Origin of the sequence: Geobacter argillaceus (assembly GCF_007830735.1) — a bacterium.
Taxonomy (GTDB): Bacteria; Desulfobacterota; Desulfuromonadia; order Geobacterales; family DSM-12255; genus Geomobilibacter; species Geomobilibacter argillaceus.
The window spans coordinates 156,782-170,623 of record NZ_VLLN01000004.1 but is presented as its reverse complement, the minus strand read 5'-3'; the positions used below and the strand labels follow the sequence as shown (position 1 = coordinate 170,623).

The following is a 13,842-nucleotide window of genomic DNA, read 5'->3' as shown; positions in this document are numbered from 1 at the left end:
CATTCACTGCATATATTTGGTCTTTCTACTTTCCTGCTGCCTTTTTCAGAATTGATTCTATGGCCGTGCGGTGCAGTTCGTCTGTGGGTGCGGTCGCCTTTCCCTTCGCCTTCTGCCAGACCTTGGGATCGCCTGAGTGGCAGGCCACGCAGGTGCCGGTTCGATCCATCCGCTCGAGCTCCGCCTTGTTAAAGGGGCGGGCACCCTCGTGGGCGGTCTCCTGGAGCTGTTTGCCGTTCTCGTCCACGATACGCTCCAGCTCGAAATCGATGGGGAGGCCGTTCTTCCTGCTGTCGTAGATACCGCTGCCAAGGCCAAGTGCCTTGCTGTTCATGTGGCAATCGGCGCAGCTGCGGGCCTCCTTCGTGACGGTGTGGGGCTGGATCGGGTTGGTGCCGATGCCGCTCGTGCCATCCTTGGTAGTGTAGACCTTGTTGTGAACAATTCCCTTATCGCCGTCCACCTGGGTGAATATCGCCTGGCAGCCGGGGATGAAAGGGCTCACCTTGCCGCGGGAGTTGATGCCGAGGACCGGGCTCTCCCAGCGCAGATAGGAGCGGGATTCATCCCAGTCAAAGGCGCTGCTCTGCCGGTTCGCCTTGGTCCCGGCCTTGCTCGGGTCGTCGCCCTTCTTGTCGTTCAGCCAGTCGGCACCGCTCTTACCCACGTTCTGTCTGGCGTGGCAGCCGTAGCACTGGGGTGCCCACTTTGCATGGCAGCCGTAGCACTCCACCTTGTTCATGTGGGTGGGAATCGCCACCATGGCGGCATACCCCTCGGATTTGAAGGAGATGTCCGCAATCTGGGGCACAAGATGCTTCTTCCCGGACACCTTGGCGGTGAGGACCACCTTGCCGTTTTCCTCTTTCAGGTTCGGCAAGGGGTTCCCCCAGGAGGTCGTGAACCTCGAGCGCTTTTTCAGGGTGCCGTGGCAGTCCTCGCAACGGACTTCCACCGCCTGCTCCCGTTTCTCGTAGATATTGCCGTCGCCGTGCAGGTCCTGCCGGGTGTGGCAGTCGATGCAGGCGAGCCCCTTGTCGTAGTGGACATCGGCCGAGAGGTGGTTGTAGTTCTTGCCGTGCAGCTTACCCTGCTTGCCGCCGGAGGCGGTATAGGGGGTCCCGTAGCCGTCGCTCTCCATGTCGCCGATATAGCTCACTCCGGTCCGGCCACCCCGGTTATGGCAGTGGAGACATTGATTGACGGGAATCTTCGTAGTGATCCGGTGGAAGCGGGGGCGGTCTTTCGTTCCCTTCGGGATCACCTTGTCGTTCCCCTCGTAGGCGCCGGCGTCGGAGTAAAGGACATGGCAGGCAGCGCAACCGCTCGCCCGGTAGTCGCCGTCCTGGGGATTGCCGCTGCTCCAGATGTGACAGCGGAGACATTGGTTGCGCAGGTAGTCGTCCGCCGGAGAGTTCTCCGGCCCCTCGGGCTTTTTCGGGTCATAGGACGGGAGCCCCTTCAGGGCCTTCGCTCCCTTTTTCGCCCCGGGGTTCTCAACCTGCTGGTTGGCGTAGATCCCCTCGCGCCCCTGGGTTCCCCAGGCGTAGCGGGTGCCGCTGATCTTGCCCGCGCTCGTTGCGTGGAGCGACTTCATGGCATTTTCCAGATCCTTCGGATGGCAGGTGCCGCAGGTCCCGGCCGCTACCCGCAGGTCGCTCGGGTTGGCGTGCATGCCGGCGTGTGCCCGCTGTTTGTCAGTGGCGTCAGCGTTTCCGCGGTGACAGTCAGTACAGCCGAGATTTCCCATCACCGGACCGTCTGCGATCTTCTCGATCCCTTCGTGGCACGTGAGGCATTTCTCCCGGGCCTCAGCCCAGCCAGGAACGACGAGCAACACCAGTGCCGCCAGGGTAATCATCAATCGGTTCATCTTTTGGCCTCCTACGGCGAAATGTTTTAACCGGAGAAGAGCACGAAGTCTGCCAAAACAAAATATCAATGAAACCGAGATGATACCCATCTACCCCTATTTGAAAGTGGCACAAAAATAACCACTGACCGTGATTCAAAAATAACCAAAGGGGGACCACACCATAGCCCTCTCCCCCAGGAAGAGGGGACCGCTTACTCAGTCATGGCGGAAGACAAGCGCTGATTGTTAAAGCCATTAACCAGTTGCCGGACGCCCCTTTCTCGTGTAGCCTTGTGGGCACGCACCTGACGGTGCCATCTTCTCCAACGGGACGACCCCATGTACCGCGACATTCGGCTGCACGGCTTCGTGGACAGACTGATCGAATACTACGCCATTGCTGCCGGCAGTGATTCGCATCAGCGCTATTTTTTCTCATCCGAGCAGGGAGACGAGGGCGCCCTGCGCTTCTTCTCACCCGGCAACGAGTTCATCATCGCTACCAACGGCATCGAACACCGGGGGAACGGAGGTTCCTTCTGCGAGTACATGTTCGGCGTGGATCAACCGGTGTCCGACCTGGCAAAAGGGGATGTGGTTAACCGGCTGGTGATGTACGGCACACATTCTGACGATCGAACCGGTAGTCTCAGGATCGGTGAGCGGACTGAGGGTTCCATTACCTTCGAGAAAATATTCTTCGATGGCAACGCAGTCTGCAATTACTTCTTTTTCGTCCACGACGAAACACTGGGGATTACTCATAGAGCCCAGCAGGAGGAGCTGCTGCGCCGCTTCGGCAAACTTATCAAACGTTCCCCCGCAATTGCCGACGCCGATGACAACCAGATCATCGCCGACCTTTTAAGCCTGTTAAGGGGTCCACACGCCCAGCTCTTCCTCTTCAAGCTGATCCATATGCCCCACCAGGAGTACAGCGATCTGTTCCGTTCCTTTTACCTGCGGAACAAACGGATCGCCGACGAGGACTTCGCCACGCTCACTGCCCTGGCTGCCCGCCATAACATCGACCGCTACCAGCAGGAACGGATCAGGATCGACGTCATGTACAAGCACCCGGACAACCGGCGGATAGTGGACGAGTACCGGAACATCCTGCTCTCCGGCAACCGGAAGGGAGAGATCAGCACGCTGGACAATGCCCGTCTGACCCGCCTCAAAACCCTGTCGGTGCGCAACAAGATCCCCGGCGCACTGTTCTATACCCTTGACGAACTGCTGCGCAAGGAACGACATCAGGTGGATGTCGACGAAGCCGACTACATCGCCGAGACACGCCAGATCCTGGAAGGGCTCTTCCTTGGCCAGCAGGTGATCGAAAACCGTATTGACCGGGATGATATCCTGAAGCTCCTGAATGCCAAGAAAAAGGCAACCGAGCACCGCAATCACGGTTTCGAGGAGATCCTGCTGGAGGTGAGCAAATCGTGCGATGAAAACATCCGGGATGGCGCGGACATCTCACTTCTGGAGGAATTTTCCGGCGTCATCACGTACCTTGACCGCTACGACGCCACCTCCCAGACGCTGAACCAGCTTGCCTTCATGGAAAACGTTCGGGTCACGGAGGAGATACTCCGGAGTATTGTCGGCAATCAACGCGAGTTCGAAAGTCTGAAACCCGACCTCTTCCGGGAATTATTCATCGATGGCATCCTGGAAAACAAGTACCTGGGAAACTACGGCAGGAAAAAAATCACGACCCTCCTGCTGGGGGTGCAGCAGGTCGAACAGGAGCAGCTGACCATTGCCGACCTGCTGGCGCAACTGCTGGCAATTGACGGCGAGGAACGGCTCTTCCTGCTGCTGCTCAAACATGTCCGGGACCGGATCAAAAATTTTTACTCCAAGTATGCCACCAAGGCGGACCAGGAGTTCCTCAAACAAGAGGTGGCCGACGAACTCCGGGCGAAGAAACTTCTCAAGCGAGATATCCCTGCCGACCTGTTCCAGGAAACCGTTCTCACGATCAAGAAAGAGGCCATCTACCTTCACAACCTCCTGCCGCAGATCATTGCGGAAAAGGCAATTACCCTACGGGAGGATTTCCTGGAAAACTCCGGTCTCGACCGTTTTTACGTGGAAGAGTTGGAGCGCGAGTACGTGGAATTGAACAACATTCCCCGCGATGTTCTCTACCAGATACGGCAGGGACTGAACTGAGGTTCGAGGTTCGAGGTTCGATAATAGCTACTCTATTCGTACAGGTTTGCACCCTTTTCCCTCGTTCCTCGCTCCTTCATCCCTGCTCCTGCCTTTCCCCCCTTGACTTCCCCACCCACCCCGCCATACACTGCACACTTGAGTAGCAAACCTACTCAGGAGGAACAATGGAGCGCACAAAACAGACCCTTCTCGAACTGCGGGAAAAAATTGCTGCCTTTGGCAAGGAAAACCTTGAGGAGATGCTGCACTCCCTTGCTGGCGGGATCACGGCACTGGCCCCGTCCTGCAGTGTCAGGATCTACCTGGAGGATCTCACGAGGGGCGCGCTATCCTGCAACTACGCCACCGGCCAGGATCAGGCAGCTATCCGGGAAATCACCTTCCCGATCAATGCCGGCGACATCCTGGTTTCCACCGTCTTCGTTTCCCAGCAACCGACCGAGCTCAGGGCCACCCAGAAACAGCTTTGTGACGCGGACCGTGAATTCGTGGCCCGCTTCGGCATCACCTCTTCGTCCCTCTTCCCCATTACCAGCTTCGGAAAATCCATCGGCGTCCTCTGCTGCGACCGACAGGCCGAAGGGGAGAGCTTCGACGGTCGGAAAAAAGGGCTCATCGGCCAGTTCCTGGTGGACATCGCCGACCGGCTCGACTTGGCGCGCAAATACCATCAGCAGCTCCTGCTCTCGCGCCGGGTGGACGAATACAAAAAGCGGGAGGCCGCCGGCTTCATGGCCAGATCGGCCGTCCGCCTGATAGACAAGGTATCCCTCGCGTCCGTACTTGTCCCGTCCGGTACCGGCAAGCTGGAAATCCTGGCCAGCCATGCCGAAAACCCGGAGCTGAAGGCCCAATACGAAGCCCTTGGCGCCATCGGCCTGGCCAGGGGGCAATCCCTCATCTCCCGGTATGTGGACAACGATGCGATCATCACCGACGACCGGCTGCTGCGCCCGCTTTCGCTCCTCAACCTGGCCCAGCAGACCCTGCAGAAGCAGGCCTTGACCGAGCAACTGGCGCTCCGGTCCCTGTACGTCGTCCCCCGCTTCGACCCGGCCACCCGCAAGGTGATCTGCCTGGTCAACTACTTCACCCGGGAGGTCTACCGGTTCTCGGACTTCGAGATGGGGCTCTTGCAGACCCACGCCGAGATGGTGGAGCGGGTCATCGAGGAGATCGGCGGCGAGCACCTTGAGGTGCGCGTCCTGTCGGAGATTTCCGACCTGCTCCGGGAGCGGAACGAGCGGGTCCACCTCTTCCTCACCAAGGTCCTTTCCAAGGCAACCGAGCTGATCGGTGCCGACACCGGGAGCATCGCCATAGTAGAGGAACGGGAGGACGGGAAATGGCTGGTGGTGGAGGATGACCAGGGAACCATTGTCGGGGCCAAGAACAAGGCCTGGCTGAAAAAACACATCCCTCCGTTCCCGGTCGGCGGCCCCGAACTCCCGCCGGAGGAGCGTAGCCTGACCGGCTACGTGGCATGGACCAAGGAGACGAAGATCATCCGGAACATCGAGGAAGAACAGCAGGCCGGCGGCTTTCATCGTTCCATGCACGAGGAGATCAAGAGCGAGATCGCCGTGCCGGTCATCTGCGACGACGAGGTGATCGCGGTCATCTGCCTCAACTCTCTGCAACCGGCCTACTTCACGGAAGAGCACAAGCGTATCCTGCAGATCATCGACCGGCTGACCGCCCGTCACATCTCCGATATCCAGCGGATCGAGACGTTGCAGGGAGAGGTAACCAAGCTGCAGCGGGACGTAGCCTACAAAGACCCGCAGGTCTCCTCCTACCGGCTGGGAAACATCATCGGCAACAGCCGCAAGGCCCAGGAGATCGTGGAATTCATCAACACCGTCTCCACCCCCATCCACAACCGGATCGCCCTCTGGAGCAGAAACGTTCTCCAGGAGGCGACCATCGGCCTCCCGTCGATCCTGGTGCTGGGCCAGACCGGCTCGGGTAAGGAATTTTTTTTCAACAACCTCTACAACAAGCTGAACGAGCTGTACCGGGAACGGATCAACCCGAACGGCGAACTGCCGGTGAAGAAGACCAATATTGCCGCCTACAGCGGGGAACTCACTTATTCGGAGCTGTTCGGCCACAAGAAGGGGGCATTCACCGGCGCCTATAGCGACCGCAAAGGGATTCTGGAAGAGGCTGGGGGGGGGATCGTCTTTCTGGACGAGATCGGCGATGCCGACCCCAAGACCCAGGTGCAACTGCTTCGGTTCCTGGATAATGGGGGTTTCATCCGTTTGGGGGACAACCAGCAGCGTTTCAGCCGGGTCCTCCTGGTTGCCGCCACCAACAAGGACCTGCAGGCGGAGATCGGGAAAGGCACCTTCCGGGAGGATCTCTACCACCGGCTGGCCGAACTCTCGGTCACGGTCCCGTCGCTCAACGAACGGCGGGAGGATATCCCCGACTTGGCAACCCACTTCCTGGGGAAGCTCTACCGGACCTACCGGGGCAAAGACGATCCGGCTGACCAGCCGCCCGGCCTCTCCCAGGAGGCAAAACAGGTTCTGGTGACCCACACCTACCAGGGAAACATCCGCGAGCTGCGGAGCATCCTCCTGCGTGCCCTGTTCTTCCGATCCGGCAACATCATTACCGGCGACAACATCCGGCGGGCCATGCTGGGCGGATTGGCAAACCATGAGAGCAAACCGGCTGCAGCACTTGCCGGCCAATTGGCAACCGAGATCCTGGCTTCCATCGCCGGCGGGGCAGATTTCTGGTCAGCCGTTTACGAACCGTACTCCGCCAGCAGAATTTCCCGTGACGTAGTGAGGTTGGTGGTGGAGGCAGCCCGTGAGACAGCCGGTCGCGGCATGCCTCAAGTGGCACGTTTTCTCAAGGCCGTCACCGGTGATATCACCGACGACCCGGAGGAGCGGAGACGATTTTTCAAATTCAAGAATTTCTTGTACAAGACGGTGAAAATGAGCTAGGAGACTGGCGTAGTGCGGAAGAGGGATAAAGAATTGCAGGTTGAGAGCTGCCAGCCCTACTGCTACGTTAATTCTAAAGTTAAGGGGTTACGGAACCATTGCCTTGTCTAATCGATGAGCTGCTTTGCGCGCACGGTCTTCTTTTCGGCCTTCCATTTTTCATACGCAATCTTCATCCCCTTGCGGACCGGCAACTGGTTCATCAACGAAAGGATGTGAGCATAGGGAAACCCCGAAAGAGGCACCTTGAACATATGCCGCAGCACCCGCGGCAAGCTCAACAGTTCCAACGAACTTTCGTAAAACGCCTCTTCCCGCGCTTCCGGTGTCATGGCAGTATCCGGATGATCGAACAGTGCGTATGCACCGGTATAGTACTCCCACCCCAAGTCCTTGTACAGATACGGCTCATACTGTTGCCGCAGTTCCGTCCCCGGATAGGGAACCACCAGTGAAGGGTGCATGCTCACCCCCAGCCGGTCGGCAACTTCAATGGAGCGCTTGAAATCTTCCAGCGAATCCTCTCTGCTGCCGAGCATGTAGAACAGTGACACATCGATGCCATGATCCCGCAGGGTGCGCACCGCCCGTTCGCGGTCAACACCGATCTTGCCGTTGGCCTTATACGCTGCAAGCGATTCATCAGAGATGGCATCCCAGCCGACCCAGACTGTCAGCATGCCGCTCTCCCTGGCAGCGTTCAGCATGCGGGAACCCTCCGGCGTCAGTACCGGCCTCAGGCTGCCGAAGCCCATCCACTTTTTACCGCTTCCCTTGAGCGCCGTGAACATGTCGATGGCCCGCTGTTCAAATCCCTGCCACCAGATGTTCTCGTCACCGTTGATGTACATTTTTTCCGGGATTGCTGCCACGTCGCGCACCACGTCGTCGATGGGTCGAAAACGGATCTTTTCGCCAAAGAACGGCTTGACCGAGCAGAAGGTGCAGTTGTACGGGCACCCCCGCGACGTGTTGACTATCCGGAACTGGTGCCCACCCTTCAGCATCCCGTACAGTGGGGTCGGCAGGTTATCCAGCGGCAGCTGTTCCCCATGATAGAATGGCTGCAACCGCCCGGCCCGGAAATCGTCCAGCACCGTAGGCCAGACCGATTCGGCCTCGCCGATCACCACCGCATCGCCATGCTGCTTCGCCTCTTCGGGCATGGCCGAAGCGTGCATGCCGCCAAACACCACCTTGATGCCTCTCGCCCGCAGACCTTCGGCAATCAGGTACCCGGGCACCGACGTCGGCGTCAGCAGGCTGATAGAGGCCAGGTCGCACTCCAGCGTATCAAAAACATCCGGAGTGGCACTGGCGCTGATCAACTCAATCTCGATACTCGGATCGGCCCTACGGGTGAGTGCCGCCAGATATTCAAGGATCGGCGGCGCAACCGGTGTCCAGCCAAAGGGCAGGGGAGGTTTGATGATACAGAGTTTCATTATTATAGACACTCACTATTGGCAATCAACGTCCAGCCCCCACGGTTCAGATGTTTTGCCTAATTGTGTTCGATGCGGAAACCGCTATGAAACGTTTCCACGGTGAAGGGTATGCCCCAGTAGCTGACGATCATCGCCAACAGGGCAATCAGTGCGTACCAGGCAAGCTTCTTGCCCCGCCAGCCGAAGGTGATTCGCAAATGCAGATAGATCCCGTAGGTAAGCCAGGAAATGAGTGACCAGACCTCAACCGGATCCCAGTTCCAGTAACTGCCCTTAACCTGATTCGCCCAGAAACAACCCGAAACCATCATGAGGCCGTACATGATGAAACCGCCGGCAACAAACCGATAGGAAAGGTCATCCATCGACCTCAGATCCGGGAGTTTCTCATAAATGCCGCCAGGATTTCTATCCTTGAGCAGATACAACAGGCCCAAACCTGCGGCAATAAGAACCGCGGCAAACCCTGCCGAGGCCCCAACAATATGTACCCATATCCAGCCGCTCTGCAGCGCGGGGGCAAGGGTGCTTGCAACCTCTTTCATCAATGTCCCTGCCCACCCCAGGAGCACAAAGGATACCGGCATGACCAGAACCCCCAACGGTCTCACTTTCCCCGTGGTAAATTGGAAAACAAGGAAGACGAGCACCGCCATGAACGTTCCCAGCGTAAGCGACTCGGATGTGGCAATAAAAGGGCTGATGCCGGTCGCAGCCCAGCGCATGCCAATGTGAACCGTATGCGGTATAAAACCGGCCAGTGCGCTGAACAGGCCAATGGTGAACAGCTTATCCTGCTTCGCAATCATACCGAAGATATAGCTGAACGTGCTGACACCATACAGCGAAACAGCTATCCAAAAAATCATCAATTCAGGTTTCATACAGGCTCCTTGTTAACAAGAATAGTAGCACACCAAGGCGCATCATACGCCATATTAAACCTATTGAGAAGAGGAAGCGGGGCTTATGAAATACGCTTCTTGTTCCGCATCATCATTCGCCCTGCCGGGCGCACCATAAAATAAGCCCCGCCCTTGTTGCGGGCGGGGCTTATCAGCATTGCACAGTTTGGCAGCAATCAGTAGGCGCCGCCTGGTGTGTAGGCGGTCATACTGTCACCGCAGGTTGATGAGGTCATGTTGCCACCACAGGTCGCGGAACCAGCCGGTACGCTCGGCCCAGACAACGGCTTCCAGGTAAGGGTGCCAGTCCATTGATTCGTGTTCCGGATGAACGCATACATCTTGTACGTTTCGGTTGCGCCGCGGGGCCACATCTTGTCGGTGCCGGAACCGGCGAAGTAGGAGAATCCGTGGGCATCCTCGGCCCGCACCGGACGTACTGCCGTGTCGGTGCTGGCATGACATTTCTGGCACTGGTTGGACATGTAGGTATCCATGCCACTGTCCACGGAGGAATAGAACGCCGAGCCCGAACCGTGGCCCATGCCGCCACTGAGGGCTGAGTACCCGGCATGGCAGGTGTGGCAGAGTGTCGCCGTCGTCGTGTAGTACGTGCCCCGGAAGGCATTAGCGGCTGAAGCACCGTGGGCAGTGACGGTACGGCGAGTGAGCGGTGTTGGCGCATTATGACAGTCAAAGCAGTTGATAACTACACCGTTTGACGGTGTTCCGTTCGTCTTGGTTACGCCATAGGGCGCATTCATACGTGAGTTTGCGGCATAACTGTTCGTACGCGGACCTTTGACGGGGTGGAATGTGGAGTTTGTCGTTGCAAGCATGGAATCAACGTCGACCACACCGCCGGCAACGCCGGCAGAGAGAGGAGTTACATAGCCAGCACCGGAAATGGTCGTGTTAAACGGCTTGTACTGGGTACCTCCGGTGACCCATGCCCCGGAGTTCGTGGCGCCAGTGGCACTGTGGCAGGCCAGGCAGAACTTCTGCGTGATAACGTTGTCGATGTTGTTTGACAGATGGCCGGTGGACGTACGAGATCCGGCCGCATACGAGGTTGAGAAGCGCTGGAAGGTGAACGCTCCACCTGAGATATTGGTGATGGGAGCTTCTGGTGTTAATCCTTTCGGGTCGCGCAGATCGATGTTGCCATCCTGATGATAGGCGGTCGGCTTATGATCAACCGATGAACCTTCGAGGTGGCAGACGCAGCAGTCTTCGTCCGTTACCGCATACGCTCCGGAGCGCTTGTGACTCCAGTTACCCGCGGTATTCATTTCTGCTACCACATTGGCAAGCGTTGTGCCGGGGCGACCTTTGGTACGGGTAATAACCTTGCTATGGCAACCAACGCAGGTGCCTCCCTCAACCTTCCCGTTTATATGCAGCAGTTTGTTGAAGAAGATCGTCAACATCGATGTCGGCGCCGCGTTGATGGTCGGGTGGCAGCCGGTAGCGGGGGAGTTGGAGCTGCAGGCGGCCAGACTTGCCGGAGTTGTGTAGGTGCCGGAAGCAGTCAAACCAGCATGGTTGTCGCCGGCAATAGCGCCTCCCGGGGGCATGTTGTGACACTTTCCGGTACAGGTGTCGGCGATTGAGGTGCCACCGATCAGAGCGGAATTATTCCATACCGGTGGATTATTAATGCCTGACTGACCAGCTCCGGTACCTGTCGGACGATTGGCGGTATGGCAGTAGGTATTGTTGCAGTTGATCACTCCGCTGACGCGGCTCACGGTCGGCGCATGACTTGCGGCAGTAGCAGTGCCGCTGAAGGTGATCGTAGCAGTGGAGTAGTTCATGTGCGTGGCATCAGTAATGGCGTTGACCTTGACGTGACACTCGGAGCATTTTACCGGCTCGCTGATCCCGGCAGTACCTTGCAGGTGCTCCTGGTGCATGCCACCACGAACAGTCACCCCGGTTACCCGGCCGGTATCAATATTTCCGGTACCGGGAGCCACCTGAGCCGATGTAACGGTAGCAAAGGCAACGGACTGCGAGCCGTGGCACTTCTGGCACTGACCGGTTGTACCAACGGTGCCGCCCCAGGTCGGCGACAACTGGCCGTGGCAGTTGGTAGTGGCACAAGACCCGTAAGAAGCAGATGGAGCTACGGAGTTTGTTGAGCCAGTAAGCGCATTCTTGTACTTTGAAGTTGCATTATACTTGGCCCCGGATAGCGACCATTCCACATTACCGTTAAGGTGTTGATTGGTGTATGAGCCACTCGGATGGCAGTTGGCACAGGTCAACGCCAGAGTCCCGGTAAGTCCAAGGTGCACGGCATGGTCGCCCGCGGCCGCCGGCGGGTTTGTACTGGTGAAGTGGCAGCTGCCGCAGGTCAAGGCGGTGACTGAGACCCAGGACGGTGTAGTGCCACCTGAATTGGTCCAGCCGCCATGGCAGTACACGGAGCAGGTGACATCCTTGGCCGCGGAGGTGCTGAAGGTGGTGGTACCGGTACCCCGCCAGATGTAGGGGGTACTCAGGGTATTGGTCCCGACAAAGGACCCGCCAGTCACGGTGCCGTTAAAACCGTTCGGGAAGTTGGTGGCGTTGATGTTGAAGCCGATCTCGATCCGGTTGTCACCCATCGGGTTAGTAGTATAGGCGTCATGACACCCACCACACTTCATAGCCAGACCGGCCGGGGCGACGCCCGTATGCTTGGCATGTGCGCCGGTGGCGCCACCGAGGGCATTGGTCGTCGGCGAGGTGGTCACCGGGCCGCCGTCACCGGCATGGCAGCTGGCACAAGAGGCGGCAAAGCCTTTGGCGTGGGCGTGGCACGTGACGCAATCGGTGCGGTTGTTGTGAGTTTTGTCAACTCCGACCTTTATAGAGCTGTACTGATGGTACGTTGTTTTGTGATGACAGACCTCGCAGACGTTGGTGGACCGGGCCAGATCGGTCCGCTGGTCGTTCCCCAACACCCCCATGGAACTGATGACAGAGGCGGTCATCCTGGTGAAGACCACCTGCCGGGGACCGTTCGGAGTAGTGATGATGTCTGCAACCTGCTTGACGTTGGCGGTCGTAGCAGCGTGGCAGGTCGTACAGTCGAAGGCCGTTCCCCAGGTGCCATACTTGGTCCCCAGATTCGCACTGGCGTGCATGAGCGGACTCGTGTAGATCGCTGTCGTTTGTGCCCCGGTTACCGGACTGCCTGTAACGCCGTCCACATCTGTAAAGGTGGCCTGGAAGTAATAGCTGGTAGTTGCAGACAAACCGGAAACAGTCGCCACATAAGAGTTGCCTGATTTTGTTGAAGTGGCGGTATTCGGGTAGGTGCCGTTTACCGTACCCCACTTGATAACGCAGCTATTATTGCCATTGGCATCGCCGGTGAATGGAGCAGTGACAACAATTGTATTGTAAGTGACACCGCTGAAGGTCAGAGCGGATGCGGTTGTACCGTTGACAACCGTGATTGTGACGCTGGCGCTTCTACTCGCCGAAATATTACCCGCGGCATCCTTCGCCCAGGCGTAGGCTGTGCGAGCACCGGTCCCGGCAAATGTAAAACTCGTCGGTGCGGTGGCGTTCCAGCCAGGGTCACCAGCAGCCGGAGCGGCGGCACTTTCGGTAATCATGTAGCCGGTCACGCCCACTGCATCCGATGCCGTGAAGGAGGTTACGCTAACTGTGGTGCTGGTTGCAGTTGCAGGCATGGTAAATGCCGTGACAGTCGGAGCAGTGGTGTCAGGAAGCGTAATGGTGACGCTGGCGCTGAGGCTGGTCGACACGTTGCCTGCTGCATCCTTTGCCCAAGCATAAGCCGTTCGTGCACCGGTACCGGCAAAGGTGAATGTCGTCGGTGCCGTGGCGTTCCATCCGGCATCACCGGCGGCTGGTGCAGTTGCGGATTCGGTAATCATGTAGCCGGTTACACCAACTGCATCTGTGGCAGTAAAGGAGCTTACATTCACAGTAGTGCTGGTGGCGGTTGACGGCATGGTGAATGCCGTGACCGTCGGGGCAGTCGTATCAATAGCAACAGTCTCGGTTACCGTCAATCTGGTCCAACTTGTTGACGAAGTGCCGTCGAGATAGACCCGCGGTGTCAATGTAGTGCCGCCAGGCCTGTAAATTATTTCCATCATCAAACGATGACCGCTTGCTACAACATTATTGGCATTTAACACATACGTTGGCGAGGCGGCTACAGTGGAACCTGTTCCGCTTGTTATGGTCGAAGAGGTGGCCAACAATCTTTTATTGCCTGCTGTCCCGGCCGGATCGTATTCGTAGAGATGAAAAGTCCACTGATCTGTTGCATTATAGCCACGAATAGCTACTGATGCCGATGGAGCAGTTATTGCCGTATTGGACGTATACACCGGGCCATAAAATTTTGCGATCGATGTTGTAGTGCCGTTTACTAGTCCAGTTGTCGGATAATATCTGGACGCACTGGTAGTATACGTTGTAGCAATGGTGTCTTTAAGGTTTGCAGTTACATT

General features: G+C 57.7%; 6 protein-coding genes. 2 read left to right on the top strand and 4 right to left on the bottom strand.

Annotated elements, in window-relative coordinates:
- Positions 1 to 25 precede the first annotated feature (25 nt).
- Positions 26 to 1,873, bottom strand: a complete 1,848-nt coding sequence (locus JN12_RS04875; RefSeq protein ID WP_145019020.1) for a hypothetical protein — start codon at positions 1,871 to 1,873, stop codon at positions 26 to 28.
- Between the two features lie 321 nt (positions 1,874 to 2,194).
- Here JN12_RS04875 and JN12_RS04870 point away from each other — a divergent pair, with 321 nt between their 5' ends.
- Together JN12_RS04870 and JN12_RS04865 are read left to right on the top strand one after the other, a co-directional pair.
- On the top strand, positions 2,195 to 4,039 hold the full coding sequence (locus JN12_RS04870; RefSeq protein WP_145019017.1) for a TIGR04442 family protein: 1,845 nt from the start codon (positions 2,195 to 2,197) through the stop codon (positions 4,037 to 4,039).
- A gap of 167 nt (positions 4,040 to 4,206) precedes the next feature.
- Positions 4,207 to 7,008: a GPMC system transcriptional regulator gene (locus tag JN12_RS04865; RefSeq protein ID WP_145019014.1), complete on the top strand. Its 2,802-nt coding sequence runs from the start codon at positions 4,207 to 4,209 to the stop codon at positions 7,006 to 7,008.
- Between the two features lie 107 nt (positions 7,009 to 7,115).
- Here JN12_RS04865 and JN12_RS04860 read toward each other — a convergent pair whose 3' ends face one another.
- From JN12_RS04860 to JN12_RS04850, 3 genes are all read right to left on the bottom strand, one after another.
- A complete protein-coding gene (locus JN12_RS04860) occupies positions 7,116 to 8,453 on the bottom strand; it encodes a B12-binding domain-containing radical SAM protein (protein WP_145019010.1) in 1,338 nt (445 codons plus the stop codon).
- 59 nt (positions 8,454 to 8,512) lie between these two features.
- Positions 8,513 to 9,340: a cytochrome c biogenesis protein CcsA gene (gene ccsA, locus JN12_RS04855; RefSeq protein WP_145019008.1), complete on the bottom strand. Its 828-nt coding sequence runs from the start codon at positions 9,338 to 9,340 to the stop codon at positions 8,513 to 8,515.
- Positions 9,341 to 9,537: 197 nt separating this feature from the next.
- On the bottom strand, positions 9,538 to 13,482 hold the full coding sequence (locus tag JN12_RS04850) for a cytochrome c3 family protein (RefSeq protein ID WP_145019005.1): 3,945 nt from the start codon (positions 13,480 to 13,482) through the stop codon (positions 9,538 to 9,540).
- Positions 13,483 to 13,842: the final 360 nt, after the last annotated feature.

Bases quoted from the DNA above. Each gene is read 5' to 3' on its own strand.
- JN12_RS04875 (WP_145019020.1), bottom strand. From the start codon at position 1,873: ATGAACCGATTGATGATTACCCTGGCGGCACTGGTGTTGCTCGTCGTT.
- JN12_RS04870 (WP_145019017.1), top strand. From the start codon at position 2,195: ATGTACCGCGACATTCGGCTGCACGGCTTCGTGGACAGACTGATCGAA.
- JN12_RS04865 (WP_145019014.1), top strand. From the start codon at position 4,207: ATGGAGCGCACAAAACAGACCCTTCTCGAACTGCGGGAAAAAATTGCT.
- JN12_RS04860 (WP_145019010.1), bottom strand. From the start codon at position 8,453: ATGAAACTCTGTATCATCAAACCTCCCCTGCCCTTTGGCTGGACACCG.
- ccsA (WP_145019008.1), bottom strand. From the start codon at position 9,340: ATGAAACCTGAATTGATGATTTTTTGGATAGCTGTTTCGCTGTATGGT.
- JN12_RS04850 (WP_145019005.1), bottom strand. From the start codon at position 13,482: ATGATGGAAATAATTTACAGGCCTGGCGGCACTACATTGACACCGCGG.